At 42.7% G+C, this 22,022-nt stretch carries 17 protein-coding genes; 9 read left to right on the top strand and 8 right to left on the bottom strand.

Annotated features, from left to right (window positions below; genetic code table 11):
• Positions 1-3: 3 nt before the first annotated feature.
• The 6 genes from ACH3Z1_RS04920 to ybeY all read right to left on the bottom strand — a co-directional run bounded on the left by ACH3Z1_RS04920 (position 4) and on the right by ybeY (position 8,408).
• Complete coding sequence (locus ACH3Z1_RS04920) at positions 4-3,063, bottom strand: amidohydrolase family protein (protein WP_490820747.1); 3,060 nt, start codon at positions 3,061-3,063, stop codon at positions 4-6.
• A gap of 163 nt (positions 3,064-3,226) precedes the next feature.
• A complete protein-coding gene (locus tag ACH3Z1_RS04915) occupies positions 3,227-4,231 on the bottom strand; it encodes a proline iminopeptidase-family hydrolase (protein ID WP_490820746.1) in 1,005 nt (334 codons plus the stop codon).
• Positions 4,232-4,359: 128 nt separating this feature from the next.
• A complete protein-coding gene (locus tag ACH3Z1_RS04910) occupies positions 4,360-5,052 on the bottom strand; it encodes a hypothetical protein (RefSeq protein ID WP_490820745.1) in 693 nt (230 codons plus the stop codon).
• A 52-nt stretch (positions 5,053-5,104) separates the two neighbouring features.
• Positions 5,105-6,973 carry a tRNA uridine-5-carboxymethylaminomethyl(34) synthesis enzyme MnmG gene (gene mnmG, locus ACH3Z1_RS04905; protein ID WP_490820744.1) on the bottom strand — a complete coding sequence of 623 codons (1,869 nt, stop codon included), beginning with the start codon at positions 6,971-6,973 and terminating at the stop codon, positions 5,105-5,107.
• A 30-nt stretch (positions 6,974-7,003) separates the two neighbouring features.
• Positions 7,004-7,618: a hypothetical protein gene (locus ACH3Z1_RS04900; protein ID WP_490820743.1), complete on the bottom strand. Its 615-nt coding sequence runs from the start codon at positions 7,616-7,618 to the stop codon at positions 7,004-7,006.
• A gap of 355 nt (positions 7,619-7,973) precedes the next feature.
• Entirely contained in the window at positions 7,974-8,408 is a 435-nt protein-coding gene (ybeY, locus tag ACH3Z1_RS04895; RefSeq protein ID WP_490820742.1) for an rRNA maturation RNase YbeY, read from the bottom strand.
• A gap of 82 nt (positions 8,409-8,490) precedes the next feature.
• On the opposite strand from ybeY, the gene ACH3Z1_RS04890 reads away from it, so the two are divergent.
• The 3 genes from ACH3Z1_RS04890 (at position 8,491) to ACH3Z1_RS04880 (ending at position 11,886) form a co-directional block, all read left to right on the top strand.
• Positions 8,491-8,718 (top strand): FeoA family protein, encoded by a 228-nt coding sequence (locus ACH3Z1_RS04890; protein ID WP_490820741.1) that lies wholly within the window; start codon positions 8,491-8,493, stop codon positions 8,716-8,718.
• A 29-nt stretch (positions 8,719-8,747) separates the two neighbouring features.
• On the top strand, positions 8,748-9,323 hold the full coding sequence (gene nadD / locus ACH3Z1_RS04885) for a nicotinate (nicotinamide) nucleotide adenylyltransferase (protein WP_490820740.1): 576 nt from the start codon (positions 8,748-8,750) through the stop codon (positions 9,321-9,323).
• 115 nt (positions 9,324-9,438) lie between these two features.
• Complete coding sequence (locus ACH3Z1_RS04880; protein ID WP_490820739.1) at positions 9,439-11,886, top strand: S9 family peptidase; 2,448 nt, start codon at positions 9,439-9,441, stop codon at positions 11,884-11,886.
• 60 nt (positions 11,887-11,946) lie between these two features.
• Here ACH3Z1_RS04880 and ACH3Z1_RS04875 read toward each other — a convergent pair whose 3' ends face one another.
• A complete protein-coding gene (locus tag ACH3Z1_RS04875; RefSeq protein WP_490820738.1) occupies positions 11,947-12,453 on the bottom strand; it encodes a DUF2480 family protein in 507 nt (168 codons plus the stop codon).
• A gap of 177 nt (positions 12,454-12,630) precedes the next feature.
• On the bottom strand, positions 12,631-14,718 hold the full coding sequence (locus ACH3Z1_RS04870; protein ID WP_490820737.1) for a peptidylprolyl isomerase: 2,088 nt from the start codon (positions 14,716-14,718) through the stop codon (positions 12,631-12,633).
• Positions 14,719-15,356: 638 nt separating this feature from the next.
• On the opposite strand from ACH3Z1_RS04870, the gene nadA reads away from it, so the two are divergent.
• The 6 genes from nadA (at position 15,357) to ACH3Z1_RS04840 (ending at position 21,738) form a co-directional block, all read left to right on the top strand.
• Entirely contained in the window at positions 15,357-16,364 is a 1,008-nt protein-coding gene (nadA, locus tag ACH3Z1_RS04865) for a quinolinate synthase NadA (protein WP_490820736.1), read from the top strand.
• 101 nt (positions 16,365-16,465) lie between these two features.
• A complete protein-coding gene (locus ACH3Z1_RS04860) occupies positions 16,466-17,296 on the top strand; it encodes a maleylpyruvate isomerase N-terminal domain-containing protein (RefSeq protein ID WP_490820735.1) in 831 nt (276 codons plus the stop codon).
• 218 nt (positions 17,297-17,514) lie between these two features.
• Positions 17,515-19,401: a gamma-glutamyltransferase family protein gene (locus ACH3Z1_RS04855; RefSeq protein WP_490820734.1), complete on the top strand. Its 1,887-nt coding sequence runs from the start codon at positions 17,515-17,517 to the stop codon at positions 19,399-19,401.
• Positions 19,402-19,457: 56 nt separating this feature from the next.
• A complete protein-coding gene (locus ACH3Z1_RS04850; RefSeq protein WP_490820733.1) occupies positions 19,458-20,045 on the top strand; it encodes a Crp/Fnr family transcriptional regulator in 588 nt (195 codons plus the stop codon).
• Positions 20,046-20,133: 88 nt separating this feature from the next.
• Positions 20,134-20,895, top strand: a complete 762-nt coding sequence (locus ACH3Z1_RS04845) for an alpha/beta hydrolase (protein WP_490820732.1) — start codon at positions 20,134-20,136, stop codon at positions 20,893-20,895.
• Between the two features lie 111 nt (positions 20,896-21,006).
• Positions 21,007-21,738: an HNH endonuclease gene (locus ACH3Z1_RS04840; RefSeq protein WP_490820731.1), complete on the top strand. Its 732-nt coding sequence runs from the start codon at positions 21,007-21,009 to the stop codon at positions 21,736-21,738.
• Positions 21,739-22,022: the final 284 nt, after the last annotated feature.

Here is a 22,022-nt window from a genome sequence, read left to right as displayed (position 1 = left end):
GTTTTATTGGTTATCGCCATGGGTTTCTTCTTCCGCCTCAATTTCCAGCATACCCAGTTTATGAGAATGGTCTAAACAAGTATGTACATATTTGTAACTCGGTGTTGCCGGCATGGTTGGACGGCCTCCGCGTTTTTCACCCACCATTTTACCGATGAGTCTTGTTCGTTCTGCCAACACTGTTTTACGCATGGCCGCATCTTTTTCACGATCGAAATAGATGGTACCATCTACCATTGTTTTTTCTGCTTTCGCATAAATACTCAAGGGATGATCACTCCATAAAACAAGATCAGCGTCTTTACCCGCTTTGATACTTCCCACTCTGTCATCAACATGCAACATTTTTGCAGGGTTGATGGTTACCATTTTCAACGCTTCTTCTTCGCTCATGCCACCATATTTTACACTCTTTGCTGCTTCCTGGTTCAGACGGCGCGCCATTTCTGCATCATCAGAATTAATCGCTACGTTCAGTCCTACTTTGTGCATGATGTATGCATTGTAAGGAATAGCATCTGTTACCTCTACTTTATAAGCCCACCAATCAGAGAAAGTAGATGCGGCTGCACCGTGCGCTTTCATCTTATCGGCTACTTTATATCCTTCGAGAATATGGGTGAATGTGTTGATACGGAATCCGAATTTCTCAGCGACACGCATGGTGGCTGTTATCTCACTTTGTACATAAGAGTGACAGGTGATAAAACGCTGTTTGTTCATGATTTCTACAAGAGCATCAAGCTCCAGGTCGCGACGTGTACCTTTTGGATCGGCTTTCATCGCTTTCTCATAAGCCACCGCTCTGTTGAAGGCATCAGTCAGCACCTGCTCCACACCCATACGTGTATCGGGGAAACGGTTATTGCTGGTTGAAGAAGTACGTTTTACGTTTTCGCCCAATGCGAATTTGATAAAGGGATCCCAGTTTTTGAATTTCAGTTCTTCATCATTCACACCCCAGCGTAATTTGATGAGCTGCGTCTGACCACCAATGGTATTGGCAGAACCATGCAGAATATGTGATGTTGTTACACCACCACTTAACTGGCGATAGATATTGATATCATCCGGGTCAAGGTTATCCTGCATACGAACTTCAGAAGTAACACTCTGCGCACCTTCATTCGTAGAGGCAGACGCAATATGAGAGTGCTCATCTATGATACCAGCAGTAAGGTGTTTCCCTGTACCATCAATTACGGTTGCGGCAGCGTCGCTCAGGTTTTTACCTACACGTGCAATTTTTCCGCCTTTTACCAATACATCTGTTCCTTCGAGTTTACCATCTTTTTCGCTGGTCCAAACGGTAGCGTTTTTAATCAGGTAAGTTCCCTGCTGTGGCAGAGTAGAATCTGTGCCATATGCTGTAAACGGATAGGTTGTTTTTCCAATCCTGTTTGGAGGTGTTGGTCTGTTACGTGCCGAAGCTGTATCCGGTTTGGTTGAATTCAGTTTGGCAGTCCAGGTCATCCTGTTGCCTTCTGCATCTTCTGCCATACCGTTCCAGTCGCCACCATTGTTAAATCCGCTGAAACGGATGATGTTGCGTGAACGTCTTTCAGGCGCAAAGCTGAACTTCACCGCTTTTCCATCATAGCTGAAAGTAGCGGTAACCGTATCTTTTGCAATGACAGTTGCAGACGTGCTGCTTTTCACATCAACAGAATAGGTATTGGTTCCTTTGGGTCCATTGGTGGTTAATGTATACAAACCAGTTACGCTGGTCCATGCACTTTCGTTCACGGCATGTTTTATACCCTGCACCCAGTTTTGCAGCAGTGTGGTTCTTTCAGCAAATACAGGTCCGTTGGTTATAACAAAGTTGGCCAGTTTGCCATTATCGAGACTACCTACTTTATCATAAATACCCAACCAGGTAGCGGGTGTTTTGGTAAGCGCTTCCATGGCCGCTTTTTCTGATAAGCCATTTTCCATGGCTTTTCTCAGATTGGTCATGAATGTGCGCGCATCACGCAAATCAGCAGAAGTAAGTGCAAATGATATTCCTGCTTTTTCAATGGCAGCTGGGTTGGTGGGTGCCAGCTCCCAGTTTTTCATATCGGCAAGAGAAACCAGGCGAGCATCATTTGGATCTTCCACATCCATCGCAGCAGGGAAATTCAATCCAACAATCAGTGGCGCTTTGGTGGCCGCCACTTCTTTGATGCGCTGGTATTCTTTACCTGTTGCTTTCAGGATATATTGAACACCAAATTCATCACCCACACGGTCGGCGCGGATGATGTTCCAGAAATCATTGCCTGCCCTGTCGGCCGGATCAAAAATCTGTGGCAGCGTTTGCTGGTCGTTGAAATATTTCAGACTGATGTTTACACCATCGCCTTTTAAACCCGCCGCAGCCGGATTTTCTTTGTACCATTTTGCATCGAGATAAGTCTGACGCAATAATGCGATGGTTCCCATTAATGAGCCGGGGTATGACTGACCAGATGTTCCTTTATTGAATGAAAGGTGTGCCGAAGCCTTGTCTTTCACAATTAAAAAATTATCAGCCTCGTTGGCGAGCGTTACTACTGTTCCTGTTCCGCGGGCAATTCCATCTTTCTGGTGAGAAAGTACGGTACCAAAACCCATGTCACGAAGTGGTTTGGCACGCGCTTCATCGGCGGTAAATATTTTGTAGGCCTGAACATCGGATTTTAAAGCCTGGTTCCAGCCATACGCTCCTTTCTGATTGGAAGTTAGCTGTGCTGGCGCATTAAAATTGAAGCCGCCGCCAGCCTGCTGGCGCTGAGCCTGTGGCATACCATAATCGCTGAAGATATCGATGAAAGAAGGATAGATATATTTATCCTTACAGTCAACAACAACCGCATCTTTGGGAATGGCAACGCCATTTCCTACCGATACAATTTTTCCATCACGGATAACGAGTGTGGCATTGGTTAATGTGGTTTGTGCATCTTTTACAATGGTGGCATTGGTAAACGCGTAACATCCGTCGCGCTTGTCGCCAACACCATTCACCTGAAATGTTTCCTGGGCCTGTAGCAGAGATGCAAACAGGAGCCCCGAAAACAGGAGCTTTAGTCTTCTCATGGTAGTGTTTAGATTGGTTTTAGGAAGACTTTAAAGCTACAGAAATAAGCGAGCCCGCAAAAACGGATTTATTGTTTTAAGGATGAATGGATAAATGAAATCGGTGGGCAGGTATTTTCCCATCTTAGCTCCGGACTTAAGTCCGGAGCTGGGATAGGAAGATTTATTTCGATTGATCGGTTTCTTTGATGAATTTAATAACCCCTTCCATAAAGACTTTTTGATCGTCCCACATCGACAAATGGCTTCCGTTGGGACAATAGAGGTATTTCCCGTTTTTCACCTGTTTGCTCATCCATTCCATATGTGCCGGATCCATGGTATCGTATTTGGCGCCAACCGTTAAGGTCGGTACGGTGATTTTGGGAAGATCTGCTTTTCTGTCCCAGGTTAATAAGCGCCCACCCACTTTAAACTCGCTGGGCCCCTGCATCATTACATAAACGGTTTCGTTAATGTGTTTAAAACAGCGGTTGACCGGATCGGGCCATTCCGGTAAACGGCAGAGGTGTTTGGTATAATATTCATCGAATACCAGTTGCTGATATACCGGATCTTTAAACAAGCCCTTTGATTCATATGACTGAAGCGTATCGACCAATCCCGGACGCATTTGTGCACGCAGCTGGCCGTTGTATTTTTCATAATCGGGAATACTGGCCATCATATTACAGATGATGAGGCCTTTCAGGTTTTGCTGGTATTTCAGCGCATATTCCATTCCGAGTATGCCTCCCCATGAATTGCCCAGGAGATAAAAATTGTCTTTGTTCAAACCCAGGGCAATACGAACCTGTTCTACTTCTTCTACAAATCTTTCGGTGGTCCATAAAGAACTGTCTGTTGGCTGATCGCTGTAATAAGATCCGAGCTGGTCGTATTCAATCATTTCAAAACCTTCTTTGGGAAAGAAACTTTCAAATGCTTCCATGTATTCATGTGTCATGGCCGGACCGCCATGCAATAACAATACTTTGATGCGGGGGTTGTTGCCGATGGTTTTGGTCCACACTTTGAATGTGCCAACGGGTGTTGTGATGGGAATCATTTTGATGCCGGCTACCTGTACGCCGGAATCTTTATTTGCAAAATATGCTGTAAAGGTGGTTTGCTTTTGCTGGCAGGAGAAGAGTGTAAAAAGTATGAATAAAGAAAAGAGAATTCTCATAGCATTTTGATTGTATGCTATTAAAGATACGTCTTGTTTTAGTGCTGTTATAATGATGAAAATAATAAGCCACAGATTCGCAGATTATAAAAACAGATAATCTGCGAATCTGCGGCTTTTCTTTATGATTATTTTCCGGGCGCACGTTGTTTAAGCAGCAGTTCAAAATCAATTTTATCAAAATCCATCTCCAGGGCTTTGCTTGTTGGACAATCATTTACAATGACGGGAAATAAATGGGCCTTCCTTGCATCAACCATTAAAACGCAGCTCACTCCTTTTCTGAATTTCGTTGGACCAAAACTTATCACCGATATTCCTTTCGTTGTGTCAAGCTGTTTTATTTCAACGCGCCTGCCTTCCCAATAATTGGTTCCTTCAATAATGGCATCTGTTGTTGAAGGAAAATAAATTTTTTCGAGTCTGCTTGGCTCAGGTCCTTCCATGGTATAATTAATCGTGGTGCTATCGGTTATTTCAAAACGAAAATGATACCCCCAATCACAGGGCCTGTACAGAAAAAATTTCCCTTTCCGTTGATATAATGCAATCCATTTCCTTGGAAAACTTGAAGGAATTGTTTTCTTGTATGATAAAGGGCGAAGACTTTTTAGTTGGTCAAAATAGGTCGTGCTGTCGAAATGATCGAATGTAAAATTGGTCAGTTCGTTTCTGTATTTCTGATTGGTGTCTGTTAATATCTCAGGATATAAAAGATCCCGCCTATATCCTGGCTCTGTTTTTACAGAACTTGTGTCTAGATCTTTTGCAAGTATTGTGTATGATATAATCAGCGTTAAAAGCAAGATGTATCTTTTCATACGCTAGTATGTTTATCAGAGCCGGTTGGTCGCTCATCAACACCCACAGAAATCATCTCCCCATATACACCATCAAAATCTGCACATCACTCGGATTGACTCCGCTGATTCTGCTGGCCTGTCCGAGGGTACGCGGACGAATACGTTTGAATTTCTGCAGCGCTTCGTTCGACAAGGCAGCCACACGATCATAATCAAATGTATCAGGAATTTGTGTGTTCTCCATCTGGCTCATACGGGTAGCAATCTCCTGTTCTTTCTCAATATAGCGTTCGTACTTGATTTGTATTTCAGACTGCTCGAGACTGTCCTGGTCAAAAGATGACAGCGCTTCTTTCAATGCAGGAATATATTGTGCCAGCGAACCAAGATCAACATTGGGACGAAGAATAATTTTTGATGCTTTTTGTTTTTCGGTAATCAGCGCCGATCCGATTTTTTCAAAGTATGGATTGATCTGATCCGGCTCCACATTCAGTTCCTGCAATATTTTTTTAACGGCCGTAACATTGTTTCGTTTGCTGATGACTTTATCCATTCTGTCCTGCGATGCCAGACCCAGGCGATAACTCAGTTCTGTTAAACGCAGATCGGCATTGTCCTGTCTGAGCAAGGTTCTGAACTCTGCCCTGCTGGTAAACATCCTGTAGGGTTCATCGGTTCCTTTGCTGATGAGGTCATCAATCAACACACCTATATATGCTTCACTTCTTTGTAAAATCACAGGGTCTAATTCTCTTGCACGCTGGTGTGCATTGATACCCGCCATCAAACCCTGACAGGCTGCTTCTTCGTAACCCGTGGTTCCGTTGATTTGTCCGGCAAAGAATAAATTACCCACCAGTTTTGTCTCGAGTGAATATTGCAATTGTGTTGGTGGAAAATAATCGTACTCGATGGCATAACCCGGTCTGAATATCCTGCAGTTCTCAAAACCCGGCACAGTACGAATTGCTTCGTATTGAACCTCTTCCGGTAATGAGGTAGAGAATCCGTTTACATAAATTTCAACCGTATTCCATCCTTCGGGCTCCACAAATAACTGGTGACGTTCACGGTCGGCAAAACGGTTGATTTTGTCTTCAATACTCGGACAGTATCTGGGGCCCGTTCCTTCAATTCTTCCCTGAAACATCGGGCTACGGTCGAAGCCGGTTTTTAAAATATCGTGTACTTTTTCGTTGGTATAAGTGATATAACAACTGCGCTGGTCGGCCGCTTTAATTCTTGGTGTATCAGTATAAGAGAAGCCCACAATTTCATCATCTCCCTTCTGCTCTTCCATCTTGCTGTAATCAAGACTACGTCCATCTACACGCGGTGGTGTTCCTGTTTTCAGGCGGTCGCTTTCAAAACCCTGTTCAACCAGTTGTTCGGTGATACCTGTTGCGGCTTTCTCGGCCACACGTCCGCCACCAAATTGTTTTTCGCCAATATGAATGATGCCATTTAAAAAAGTGCCGCTGGTAACCACCACGGTTTTGGATCGTATCTCATGTCCCAAACCGGTAACCACACCACAAGCTCTTCCGTCTTTGATGAGGATGGAGCGGACCATATCCTGGTAGAAATCTACATTGGGCGTGTTCTCCAACATTTCCCTCCACTTGGAAGCAAAGAGCATACGGTCGTTCTGGGTACGCGGGCTCCACATAGCCGGACCCTTACTCCTGTTCAGCATACGGAACTGTATGGTGCTAAGGTCAGACACGATACCACTATAACCACCGAGGGCATCTATTTCGCGAACGATTTGTCCTTTGGCAATACCACCCATGGCCGGGTTACAGCTCATCTGGGCGATGGTTTGCATATTCATGGTAACCAATAATACCTTACTGCCCAGGTTGGCAGCCGAGGCGGCCGCTTCACAGCCAGCATGACCGGCACCCACTACAATTACATCATATTGCGGAAACATAGTTTGCAAAGATAGTTCAGGCCATAGGCATTAGCTGAACTTTTTGAGGATTTCGCGTTCAAGAAGGATTTCGGATAATTTCATTCCAGCATTATACCGGCCAAACTCTTCTGGCGAGAGATCGGCAATTTGTTCCAGCCAGTCTTTGTTCTCTATTATAAAATGCTCAATTGAGGCATTGCTTTCAATGTTGGATATTTCCAGTGTTGCTATTTTCTCTAACATCTTGAGGCAGAGGGAGAAAGAGGTCTTGTTGTATAGGTCCTGAAAATAAGGACGTACAGAAATAATGTCAACCCGGTTTCCCCTATTCTTGTTTTGTTCTATTCTCTCGGCCCGGATATTTATAAAGCTCCAGCATAGTTTTAGGTCCTCTTCAATAGAATAGTCGAAATAAGTGGCCGGAACAATATGATCAAACTGCCAACTGGTTCCGAAGTTTTCCCAGTTAAGGTCGTCGGAGAATTGTATTTCAAACCATTTTCTAAGAGATTGGGCGTCTAATCCAAAATAAGGGGCATATACTTCGCTTGGTGCGCCCTCTATTACATATCGACGATACGCTAGTTGCCACTTTCTCTTTTCGCGGAAACGAAGCAAAGAGTCGGTAACTTCTTCCTGCGGTGTCCATCTTTTTCTTGCCATACCTCAAAACTAAGTAATGTTTCAGGATGAAACTGGGATTCGTGGAACAAATCTCATTTTAATGTTTCATCCCGAAACTGTGTTTTGTGGAACATTCGCGGGAATCGTAAGGGATTGGTTTTTATAGCCATTAATAATATTTGCTTCAATTTCAATACGCTCAGCAAAACCAACCCGTGTAGTCTTTTTCCGAAGAGAACGAGAAGAAACAAGGTTTACGCAGAGGAGTGAAACCGACGGGTGTAAACTATTTAGCATTGCTTATTGCCGAAGACCGGAGAAGCATCCAAAATAAAAGCACTTCGACATTGGCTATTCAATATTCCTCTGTTCTTCTGTTTGCTTCGAGCAGCTCCTATATCTTTTTAGAACTGAATGCCCGGAGATAATCGTCTTCTTTCTTTCTCATAAGGAGCACATCCGCTCTTTTCTTATCCTTGTACCCACACAAATGCAAAGCGCCGTGAAAGATGACCCTCAACATTTCATCACGGAAGGACACACCCACCTGTTGGGCATTATCCTTTACGCGGTCTGTGCTGATATAGATTTCAGCCTCTATCGGCTCACCGGGCTCCGATAAGCCAAATGTGATAATATCGGTATAATAATCGTGCTGCAAAAAGCTACGGTTAATGTTCAGGAGATATTCATCAGAGCAGAAAACATAATTAATCCCGGCGATCTTTTTCTTCTCTTTCCGGAACAGGGTTTCAACAAATGCACGGACAGCTGTTTTCTGTGGTAGGCTCAACTGCCGGTCTGCGTAACGAAATATAATCCTGTTCATAATCCTGTCTTCTAATACTCCAAAATTCGTAACAAAAAGGCATCACAGCGTCCTACCTTTATAAAATATTTATAACCAGGCGATGAAACGATTGTCAGATTTAGAAGCAGGACAGAGAGCGGTGATCAGTTCTTTTGAAAAAGACGAGATCTTTATCAAACTCATGGAAATGGGTTGTGTTCCCGGCGAACTGGTACAGGTAGAACAAGTGGCCCCTATGGGAGATCCCATCTCCATCTCAGTAGCCGGTTATCACCTCAGTCTCAGGTTAAGTGAAGCCAGAAGTATATTTGTGGAGGATGCGAAATAGTCATAACAAATTGACATTCAATTAATTAGATGAATATCGGACTCTATTTTGGCTCTTTTAATCCCGTCCATACCGGACACCTTATCATTGCCTCACATGTAGTGAACCAAACCGATATTCAGCAGGTATGGCTGGTGGTCTCCCCACAAAATCCTTTTAAAAATGCTACAGGCTTGCTCAATGAATATGACCGGCTTCACCTGGTAAACCTCGCCATCGATGATGAAACACGTATCCGGGCTTCAGATGTTGAATTCAAATTACCAAGACCCTCTTATACCATCGATACACTTACTTATCTGCGTGAAAAATATCCGCAACACCGTTTCAGCATTATCATGGGCAGCGACGGTTTTCAGAACCTGCCTAAATGGAAGAACGCCGATTTGCTGATTCGCGAATACTCCTTTGTTATATATAAACGTCCGGGCTTTGATATTACTGAAACATGGAATGCTTCAGTAGAAATACTCGATGCACCAATGCTTGACATTTCTGCCACACTTATCCGAAACAATATCCGCGAAGGAAAATCGATCCGCTATTTGGTGCCGGATAAAGTGAGAGAAGAGATGGAGAGAAACAACTACTACAAACTTGGATAGGCCGGATAGACTTTGATTATTCTCCTCCAATCATACCCATCCCAGTTCACCCTTCTATAAAATTCATTTTCTCATCCGCTTCTCATACAATAGATTTATCCGATAAACCAGACGAATGAAAAATAAACTGCTGCTCGTCGGCTTGCTACTGGCCGGCATCTCTGCTTCTGCTCAATTGACTGTTGAGAAAATCATGCGCGATCCGAAATGGATTGGCTCTTCTCCCTCCAATGCTTTCTGGAGTGCCGACAGTAAAAAAATCTATTTCAGTTGGAACCCCGATAAAAAAATGTCGGACTCTACGTATGTGTTTACACTTGGTGCTGCTGCTCCGGTAAAAGCATCTTTACAGGAAGTTCAGTTGGCACAAGCCACCAACAACGCGGTATATAATGACAAGCGTACAAAAATGCTGTACGCCTTACGCGGTGATTTGTATATAGTCGATATTGCTTCCAAAAAAACAACACGTATTACCCAAACCCAGGAACAGGAGTTTGCACCCCGTTTTATTCTGAATGATGAATGGGTTGTTTATAACCGCAACCAGAATTTGTATGGCTGGAATACCCAATCAGGCATAACACTTCAGTTAACAAATATTGTAAGAGGAACAGAAACTGTTGTGCCATCTGCGGGATTGGCTGGTGCAGGTCGTGCTGGTTTTGGCGGCGGTGGGGCTGGTCAGTCAAGACCAACACCGGCAAGTTCTGGTACGCTTACCCAAACTCAGGAACCCTGGTTGCGTCAGCAGCAACTGGACATCTTTGAAGTATTAAAAGAAAGAAAAGAAAGAAGAGATGCCCGTGCTGATTTTCTCCGCGCCAATCGCGATACCGATACACTCAAATTAATCGGCATTGGTGAAAAACAATTACAGAACTTATTGATCAGTCCCGATGGACGATTTGTAACCTATCGTTTGTACACCGCTCCTGCTTCTGGTAAAAGCACCATCGTTCCCGATTATGTTACAGAAACCGGTTTTACTACCGATATTCCGGCGCGTACAAAAGTGGGCGCTCCGCTGGGTCGTTATGAGTTTTTTGTTTTTGATAAAACAAAGGACAAACTACTTTCCGTTGTGGCCGACTCAGCTTCTATTCCGGGTATTATGGATCAGCCCGATTATGTGAAAGACTATCCCAAACAATTTGGTAACCGCCGTCCACCTGTTCGTGGGGTAATGATCAATGGTCCATACTGGAACAATTCGGGGTCTGTTGCAATTGTTGATATCCGCTCACAGGATAATAAAGACCGCTGGATTATGCAGCTCGATGCAGAAACAGGAAAACTGAAATTGCTCGACCGCCAGCGCGATGAAGCCTGGATTGGTGGACCCGGTGTTAGTGGCTTTGGCGCAACGCTGGGCTGGATGGATGATGCACAATTTTATTATCAAAGTGAAGCCACGGGCTACTCACACTTATATGTATACGATGTAAAGAGTAACACGAAAAAAGCACTGACTTCCGGAAAATACGAAGTTCAGTCTGTGTCGCTCAGCAATAATAACCAATATTTCTACCTGCTTACCAATGAAGAACATCCCGGTAAATTAAACTGGTACCGCATTAATAAAGATGGCAGCAGCAAAGAAAAAATTACAGATAAAACCGGTGGTTATGAAGTAAGCATGTCGCCCGATGAAAAATGGATTGCTTACCGATATTCTTACAGCAATAAACCATGGGAGTTATTTGTACAGGAAAACAGCGCGGGCAAACAGTCAACACAAATAACCAATAAAGCGGTTTCCGATGAATTCAAATCATACGCCTGGAGAGATCCGCAGATGATTACCATTCCTGCCAGAGATGGCCAGCAGATCTATGCAAGATTATATGAGCCTGCGAAAGCGAAAAAGAATAAAGCAGCCGTAATATTTGTACATGGTGCCGGTTACCTGCAGAATGTACACTATTGGTGGAGTTCTTATTTCCGTGAATACATGTTCCATAATTTATTGGCAGATCAGGGTTATACTGTTATTGATATTGACTACCGCGCGAGCAGCGGTTATGGCCGCGACTGGAGAACCGGTATCTACCGTCATATGGGTGGAAAAGACCTGGATGACCATGTAGACGCAGCAAAAATGCTGACAGAGAAATATGGCATCGATGCGGGGAAAATCGGAATCTATGGAGGAAGTTATGGTGGCTTTATTACGCTGATGGGACTGTTCACCACACCAGATGTATTCAAAGCGGGTGCTGCATTAAGACCTGTAACAGACTGGGCCCATTACAACCATGGTTATACATCGAATATCCTGAACGAACCATTCAACGACAGCATTGCCTATGCAAAATCTTCTCCTATCAATTTTGCGAATGGCCTGAAGAACAACTTGCTGATATGTCATGGTATGGTCGATGTGAATGTTCATTTCCAGGATGTGGTACGTTTATCACAAAAGCTGATTGAAATAGGAAAAGACAATTGGGAGCTTGCCGTGTATCCGATGGAAGATCATGGTTTTGTAGAACCCAGTAGCTGGACCGATGAATACAAGAGAATACTAAAACTCTTTAATGAAAAGCTCTTAAAGAAATAGCTTATTGAAATAAAAGAGCCGCTGAAAATTTCAGCGGCTCTTTTATTTATACACTCACTTTTATTTTTTCTTGAAAATTGGAACCGTACTGCAAGGCTCTCCATACATAATACTTTTAGCAACCGGGCGGAGCTTTTTGGTGATGGCAACATAAGCCGCTTCGGGAATGGCAATATCACCACAGCCTTTCACTACAATTCGTTGATCTGCAAATTCGCTGGCATCAATCGCATCAATATTTTTTAGTAATTCCTGATTAATCAGTTCCTGCTCTGTGCCAACAATTACGGTATGCGCTACTGGTTCAAGATAACTGGCTACCAGCATATAGGCCCACATGGGGATAATGGCATCCGCCGAACAGGTTATCGCCACATCAGCACCCTTATAGTCGTTCCAGTCAATCTGTAAAAGAGCGGCCCGGAAATCTTTTTCTTTTAAAATCAAACCCATGAACAAATGATCTTTAAGGTCAAATACTTTTCTGGGTGATGCGGGATAATATTTTTCCAGGTCGAAACTGATCAGTCCGCTTTCTGCCACTTTATTAACAATCACATCTGCCATACACTCAATTTGAGTATAAAATTAGGATATCCTGCCAATATCGGTTTTCGCTTTACGAAAACCTTGTACCCCATCTCTTCTCTACTTGTTGCCCCGGAATTAATTCCGGGGCAACAAGTAGAGAAATAAAAAGCCCCGGCTCACTTGCCGGGGCTTTACATATGTTTTCAGTTACGATTAATAAAACTTGAATCGGTTGTCTTTAATAACCGCTGCACTTCTCAAAGCCTGCACGCCACGGAAAACAGCAACGCGGTTGCCCTGCATCAGTGTTTGTCTGATGGTTTCTGTATCCATCATTCCGGCACGAGCGCTGTTGCTTTCCACTTTAACAGCAAATACACCTGTTAAACCGGCAATCGGTGCACTTGTTTTACCCTGCAGTGATTTATTGAAAGCAGCACCTACAATTTTAGGCTCGCTTCCCACATTCGGGAGGAATGGCGTAGAGAAACTCAGACTGTCAGCGCGCAGCACCGGAGAACCAATAGCAGCAGAAATCGCTTCCAGTGAATTACCCTTGAATTTACCCTCAAGTATTTGTTTTGCTTTTTTCTCATTGCGTACAAATCCCTCCACCAATGGTCTTGCTTCAGCAGGTGACATGGTTCCGGCAGGATTAATACCAGATACAATGGCTACCACATAGCGGTCTCCAACTTCAATGGGTTCCGATACATCACCTGTTTTATTTTCATACACCCAACGAACAAGTGTGCGACTCTGTCCAATACCATTCACGTTAAAATCATTCTGTTTAATATCAGCGGCGGTAAGCACTGTCAGATTAGATTTCAATGCGGCAGCATCAAATTCTTTTTTGCCTTTTGACGCCGAAGCAAACTGTGCAGCAGCCGTGCTGGCAGCACTAATGGTTTCACCACTTGATAAAATTGGTTTTGATAAATAAGCAATTTTATAGGCAGGGTTGAAATTTTTCTGACCCAGTACTTCTATATAATGGTAACCAAATTCGGTTTTCACTACACCTTTTGATCCTACTGGTTTATCGAAAGAAAAATCATTGAAAGTGCCAACCATTTTTCCCTGTTCAAAATAATCATATACACCACCGGTGTTCTTGGTTCCGTCGTCAGAATATTTAGCACACAATGCAACAAAGTCTGCACCGCCCTTGATTGCTGTTTCGATACTATCGATCAATTTTTTAGCCAGTGTATCGGGTCTGATTACCTGGTTGGTTTGCGGGTTAAAAGTAGAAACTAGGATATGACGTACTCTTGCGCTATCTGGCCAGTTCTTAATTCCCACCATTTTTGCAATGGTAAAATTACCCCCATCCTGGTAAGGACCATATAAAGCACCAACCGGTGTTCTGGTAATAGAATCTTTATTGGGCTGCTGCATTTTAGATTTGCTGAAATAGCTGTCGTAGTAAGGTAATTCCGTACCCGCTTTGGTTAAGAAAGCACTTACATCAGAAGTGGTAGCAAATTCTTCTCTCAGACTCATCAACTGGTTCAGTGTATTCAACGTATCAGCTCCGCTTGGAGAAGCATTGAAATAGACATAATTGATAGAACGTGATTCTTCTTCTTTCTGGTATTCTTTACTATGCTTCTTTACATAAGCAGCAATATCCGCATCAGTTACTTTCACGGCGCTGTCAGAAATAGCAGCATAAGGCATATATACATAAGAGATGTTAGCGATGGCATTATTATCTGCCTGCTGTTTTTCTACCAGCCATTTTGGTACATAAGAAGCCTGTTGTAAAAGAGCCAGGTATTTACTTCTCAAGGTTTGTTCAACAGTAGGTTCTATATAGGCTTTGTTCACCATCTCTACCTGTTCTTTATTGGTGCTTTTCTTTAACTGGTTGAAAGCCTGTCTGGCTTCGGCCACTTTAAATTCACCGGTATTAGGATCTGTGAATTCCTGACGTAAAGGAGAGTTGGGTCCGAATAAAATATCGCTCAGTTCTTTAGGGGAAACCTGTAAACCAAGTTTAGCATATTCCTGGGTCAACACCAGTCTTTCCACTTCCTGCATCCATAAAGCACCGATCAGTTGATCGCGTTGTGCTCCCTGTGCTCCATACATACGTTCCTGCATGGCGAGTTTTGATTCGAAATCAAGTCGCTCAATTTTTTCTCCGTTTACTTTACCAATAACAGAAGTATTGGAAAAAGCACTTCCGCCTCTTCCCACACCATCCTGGAGGATAAAAGCAATCAGGGCCAATGCAATAATGGCAAAAACGATCCAGGCACCCTTGTCACGAATTCTTTGAATAACAGACATAAATCAGTTTAATTGGTACAATAAATAAAGCCGCCACATCGGCGGGAGGCAAAAATAGGGGATTAAAGCATTTGAACAAATTGTGGAAAACCTAATTTAATGCAGACAGGACAATGGTTAGGAGAATACAGAATTGGGGAATGAGGTAATTTGAAAATTTGAAAATTAATTTTTGGATCTCAGATGGCAGATGTCTGATGTATATTTCAAATCAGACATCTGCCATCTGAGATCCAAAAATCCACATCCCCTTGTTTATAACCTTCATTTTCGGTGGAAAACTGAGCTTTTTCAGGTTTCAAATGTGGAAACTGCTCGAACAAATACCACTAAATCCGACATCTGACATCCGACATCAGCAATTTTTCCCATTTTGCCCCGTGTTAACGCACAGTGAAATAAACGTGAATATCAAAAATCAGGATATGTGTATTGGTTTATCAACCTATGTGGGTTAATCAGACTTTTCCTGTATTACCGGAATGTTAACCCGTGGAAAAACATGTTAATTAGGGTGGATAAACCACAACAAGTTAACTTTGCTCTCTGGGGATAAGTAAGTTATCCCGAAATCCACAGCCCTAATAGTAATAAGTGATTTATATAAATAAGTATTATTAAATATTATTACCGTGATTATGAACATTTCAGAAGCGAAAGGAAAATTACACGAAAAAGGATTCCTCGATATAGAAATAGATGCCCGTCTGGATATTTTTGCCGAGATTGAGCGACTTAAGAAAGAAAAAAATGCTGTTATACTCGCACACTACTACCAGGAACCAGATATTCAGGACGTGGCAGACTATATTGGAGATAGTCTTGGGCTGGCCCAAAAAGCCCGCGAAACCGATGCCAGCATTATCGTATTTGCCGGCGTACACTTCATGGCCGAAACAGCCAAAATCCTTAATCCAACCAAAAAAGTATTACTCCCCGATCTGAAAGCGGGTTGTTCGCTGGCCGACAGTGCCCCTGCGGGTCCATTTAAGGCCTTCAGAGAAAAACACCCGGATCATATCGTCATCTCCTATATCAACTGCACAGCAGAGATAAAAGCCCTCTCAGACATTATCTGTACCAGCAGTAACGCAGAGAAGATTATTGAAAGTGTTCCAAAAGATCAACCCATCATATTTGCACCGGATAAAAACCTGGGTGCCTACCTGGCTAAAAAAACAGGCCGCGATATGGTATTATGGAACGGAGCCTGTATGGTGCATGAAATATTCAGTCTCGAAAAAATTACCAAACTCAAAATAAGACATCCACAGGCTAAAGTAATTGCACATCCCGAGTGTGAAGAGGCAGTACTGGCGGTGGCAGATTATATTGGCAGCACTACCCAGTTATTAAAGTACTCACAAACAGATAGTACGAAAGAATACATTGTTGCAACAGAAACCGGTATTCTTCACCAGATGCAACAGGCCAGCCCGAATAAAACATTTATACCCGCACCACCTAATAATAATTGTGCCTGTAATGATTGTCCGCACATGAAACTGAATACACTGGAAAAACTGTATTTGTGTATGATGTATGAACAACCCGAAATTCATATGGATGAAACCCTCCGTCTCGCCGCCAAAAAACCCATGGACAGAATGCTGGAAATCAGTAAAGCTGCTGGGTTGATAGGCTAGGAAACAGACGAACAGAGGAATATCCAACTTCCAAGTATTTAGACATTCGAAGTTGGATATTCCTCTGTTTCTCTGTTCGTCTGTTTCATTATCTTCCATTAATGAATATTCCAGGACCAATATTAATTACCGATCGCATTCCTACCCTTGATCAGAAGCTGATTGAATTACTTGAAACCCTTTCTCCTGAAGACTGGAAAAAACAAACCATTGCACCGAAATGGAAAGTGGAAGATGTAGTACTGCATTTACTGGATGGTAATATCAGAACATTATCCATACAACGCGATGGTTATTTTGGTGTACCTCCTGAAAACATAAATAGCTACAACGATTTACTTGCTTATCTCAACCAGCTTAATGCCGATTGGATTAAAGCGGCAAAAAGAATGAGTCCGAAATTGGTCATTGAATTATTAAGAAAAACAAACAAAGAAGTTGCCGATTATCTGCAAAGCATAGATCCGTTTGCACCAGCAATATTTTCTGTAGCCTGGGCAGGAGAAGAACAATCGGCCAACTGGTTTCACTGGGCGAGAGAGTATACAGAGAAATGGCATCACCAGCAACAGATCAGACTGGCGGTTGGAAAAGAAAAAGAATTGTATACAAGAGAATGGTATCATCCGCATCTTGAAACATCTATGCGGGCATTGCCATATCACTACAGAAATTTTCCTGGAAAGAAAGACGAAGTATTGTCATTTGAAATTACCGGAGAAGCTGGCGATATCTGGCATTTATACCATAATGGAAATAAATGGAAGCAGGTAGAAAATGTAGAACCAGGAGAAAATATGATAAGTATTGATGGAGAAATTGCCTGGCGCTTATTCACCAAAGGAATATCAAAAGAAGCAGCAGGAATTAGGGTACAAGGAAACAAGCCAGCAGGAGAACATCTGCTTTCTATGCTTGCTGTAATGGCGTGATAAACTGGAGAACAAAATAGTGTCTCCGAAAGAAGGTTGTTTTCATTTAAGACCTCCGTGTAACTCTGTGCCTTACTCTGTGAAACTCCGTGGTAAAAAACACAGAGGTAAAGGAGTAAGGCACAGAGTTACACGGAGGTTTTGTTATTAATAGTATCTTCTTTCGGTCTCCCAGACTCCGGACTTTCAGACTTATATTTACACAACAATCCATAGAAATGAAAAAACTCCTCGTTGCATCGCTGTTTATTTCATCATTCACATTCGCACAACAAACACAAAAGCCACCATTACATGGAAAGAACTGGATGGCCATTACAGGTAAACCATTGGCTGCCACAGCAGGCTCAATGATATTTCAGAAAGGAGGCAATGCCGTAGATGCTTCCTGCGCTATGCTGGCTGCAACCTGTACCATGTGGGATGTGTTGAGTTGGGGAGGAGAAACACAGGCGCTCATTTATAATCCCAAAACAAAAAAAGTCATTGCCATCAATGCCATGGGTGTGGCGCCTACCGGAGCAACGCCGGAATTTTTTAAGAGTAAGGGCATGAATTTTCCACCGCAGTATGGTCCGTTAGCTGCAACAACACCGGGTACTCCCGGCGGCATCTGCTATATGCTGGCAGAATATGGAACCATGAGTTTGAAAGAAGTATTGGCACCGGCAATGGATCTGGCAGCGGGTTATCCGATAGAAGCACAAACAGCCAATAGTATAGAAAGAGGAAAGGACCAGATTAAACAATGGCCATACAGTAAACAGGTATTCTTAACACACCAGGGAGAAAAAAGAGAAGCGCCGGAGGCAGGAGAAATTTTTGTACAGAAAGATTTACTGAATACACTCAACAAAATGGTAGAGGCTGAACAAAATGCATTGAAAGCCGGAAAGAACAGAAAAGAAGCCATTTACGCGGCATACGATCGTTTTTATAAAGGAGATATTGCTGATGAGTTTGTAAGAGGTGCGCAGGAACAGGGTGGTCTTATTACCAAAGCAGACCTTGCCAACTGGAAACCCATTGAAGAAGAGCCGATGCAAACAAATTACAAAGGCATTGATGTGTACAAACTGAAACAGTGGACACAGGGTCCCGTTTTATTACAGGCCTTGAACATACTGGAGAATTTTGATCTCAAGAACATGGGATATAATTCTGCCAAATACATACACACTGTTTACCAGGCCATGAACCTGAGTTTTGCGGATCGTGATTTTTATTATGGCGACTCTTACTTTGCTCCGGAAGAACCCATGAAAGGATTGTTGAGTAAAGCCTATGCAAAACAAAGAGCGGCGCAGATTCGTATGGACAGAAACGATGCCAATGCGGGTCCGGGAGACCCATATCCTTTTGAAGGAAAAACAAATCCCTATATCAACTTATTAAAGAGTCGCGGTTATGATGTAAAAGATACCAGCAGCAAAAGAGGTTTTGCACCAACACACGATCAGCGACAAATGGCATCTATTAGCGATGCCGAATACAAGGATGCATTATGGATGGGCACCACATCGGTAGAGGCGGCCGATAAAGAAGGATGGGTCGTGTCTATTACACCCAGTGGTGGCTGGTTACCTGCCTGCATTGCTGGTAAAACGGGCGTGGGTATGAGTCAGCGCATGCAGAGTTTTGTATTAGACTCCAGCATCAATCCATTCAATGTAGTAGCACCCGGAAAAAGACCACGTGTAACGCTTACACCATCACTGGCATTAAAAGACGGAAAACCCTGGCTCTCATTTGCCGTTCAGGGAGGAGACACACAGGACCAGAACCTGCTGCAGTTTTTTTTGAACATGGTTGAATTTGGTATGACGGTGCAGGAAGCAAGTGAAGCCGCGAACATCAATACCAACCAGTTATGGTTATCATTGGGAGGAAATAAAACAGCAGACCGGGCACCGAAAGCGGGAAATCTTTTACTCCATAGTAATACGCCTGATTGGGTACGTAAAGAACTGCGCAGTATGGGTTACACACTAAGTTTTGAAGACCGTACCAGCGGCCCCATCAACGCCATCTGGTTCGACTGGAAACATGGCAGTTTCTGGGGAGGCAGCAGCAATCATGGAGAGGATTATGGTATTGGGTGGTAAAAAAGCTGTGAGCTTCCAGCTACTAGCTTCTAGTTTTTAGTAATAAAAATCATTGTATGACATCCATCGAACAACTGGGAATGGCCGTAAAGCAGTTTGCTGCTTTGGGTGAAGAAGAGTTTGATCTGTCATTGGAATATTGGGAAGAAAAGAGCTATACAAAAGGAGAATACTACAATGAGCAACGCTCTGTTTGTAAATGGCTCGGATTTATAACAGACGGAATTTTCCGCTCTTATATTATTGATGGAAAAACAGGAGAAGAAAAAAATGTTTTTATTTATTCGCAACAGCAATTTATAGCCACATTCAAAAGTTTTGTGCACCAGATACCCTGCGATTATCACACACAGGCTATGACAGATGCGGCGATGTTGCGCATACGTATTGATCACCTGCTTGAACTTTATCAGCAAAGCCATGCCTGGGAAAGGTTTGGCCGACTCCTGGCGCAAGCCGCTTTTACCATTGCGATGGAAAAAACAGAAGGCTTTTTATTCAAGACTCCGGAAGAACGATACCTCGATTTGCTGAACCAGCACCCGGATATTTTTAATGAAGTACCGCTTTATCATATTTCCTCCTACCTGGGCATACAGGGCCCATCGCTAAGCCGTATCAGAAAAAGAATTTCGGGGCGTTGAATCGATTTTAACCTGGGTTAAGAAGATCGTCATGAGCAGTTTGGAGCTTTGTGTTATCAAATCAAACACAAACCAAAAACACAAAATCATGACACACTCAAAAACCATCTTATTTACACACGGACTGTTTGTAAACAACAAAAGCTGGAACCAGTGGAAAGCCTATTTTGAAAGCAAAGGTTACACCGTATATGCTCCGGCCAACCCACACCACGAAGGAGACCCCGCTGACCTCAGAAACAATATTAATCCTGCGCTGGGAAAAGAACGTTTTGAAACGCTGGTAAGAAAGCTGGCAGATTTTATTGATACCCTGCCCGAAAAACCCATCGTTATCGGACACTCCCTGGGCGGACTCACCACCATGAAGCTGGTAGAAATGGGAAAAGCTGCCGCTGCAGTAAGTATTAACGGAGCTCCACCCAAGAACGTATTTGCGCCCTGGCAAACCATTAAAACAGTGTTTCCTGTGCTGAACTTTTTTGCGGGCGATAAAATCTTCCGCACCAATAAAGACTGGTTTCATCATGCATTCGGAAATAATTTAAGTCGCACAGAGAGCGATAAAGTATACAACGAAATCGCAGTACCGGAAAGCAGAACAGTAGCAAGAGATACATTGTTACAATCATTCTCAAAAGTAGATTTCACCCAACCCCACGCGCCCTTGCTTTTTGTTGGCGGAACCAATGACAATATCTTCCCTCCAACGCTCACACAAAAACTGGCAAGGTCATATAAAGACAAAGCCGATGTAAAAATATTCGAGGGACGTAGCCATAATACCGTTGGGGAATACGGCTGGGAAGAAGTAGCGGATTATATTTTGGAGTGGGTGGAGAGGAAGTAAAATAAGTATATAGGTTAATTAAGATACAAAAGCCACCACAAACACTCCGTCTCAGGCGAATTATATTGCCTAACTGTACTATCTTGTAACTAGTGAAATAGCTATCAAGAAATGAGAAATCCTAAATGGCATAGAGACGAAATTATTTTAGCCCTCGATTTGTATTTTGATAAAAATCTTGGTCCGATTGATGCAAGAAACCCCAAAATTGTAGAACTATCAACATTATTAAACAAGCTACCGATCTTTCAACTAAAACCGGATAAAAAAACATTTAGGAATCCCAATGGAGTGAGCTTAAAACTATCTAATTTTAAAGCAATAGACCCAAATTATACAGGGAAAGGAATGGAAGCGTATAGTAAGCTCGATAAAGAAGTTTTTGAAGAATTTAAAACAAATCTAGACAGATTAAAATACGTTGCTCAAGAAATAAGAAAAACGGTAGAAAACGCAGAATTAGCGGCAGAGGTTTCAAAGATAGAAGATGACGAAGAAACGGCCACCGATACCGTAACAGAAGGTCAGGTATTATATAAGCTTCATAAAGTGCGCGAAAGAGAAAGAAAAATTATTGCAGCAAAAAAGAAAAAAGTGTTGAAAGAAACGGGAGCATTAAAATGCGAAGCCTGTGGATTTGACTTCAAAGAAACGTATGGCGAATTGGGCAACGGTTTTATTGAATGCCACCATTTAATCCCACTTTCCAATTTTGAATCATCAAAAGAAACAAAGCTAGAGGATCTTGCTTTATTATGTTCGAATTGTCATAGTATGATCCATAAAGACTTTAGCATTTCCTCTATAACCCAGTTTAGGATGAGGTTAAATGGCCTCCAATAGTTTTCATTTGAATGCGTAAAAAGGATTCTTAAATAAAACGGCCATAAAGAAAGGCGTCATGTTGCTAAAGAATTGCAGGAACCCCGTCCTGATATAAAAAGATTTTCGCGAAGCAATTTAGTTAACGCAAAAAAATTACATCGGGTTTACAAAAATGAAATAGTCTAACAACTTGTTGGACTATTGAATGAGGGGTTTGAAAATAAGTCAATACAACAGCTTGTTACTGGAACAAAGGGAAAAAGAAATAGCAAAGGAAGAGGTCGCCCTGCAGGATAAACAAA

The sequence above is a fragment of the Sediminibacterium sp. FW305-C-49 genome, assembly GCF_058231085.1.
This window is presented reverse-complemented; position numbering and strand designations above follow the sequence as displayed.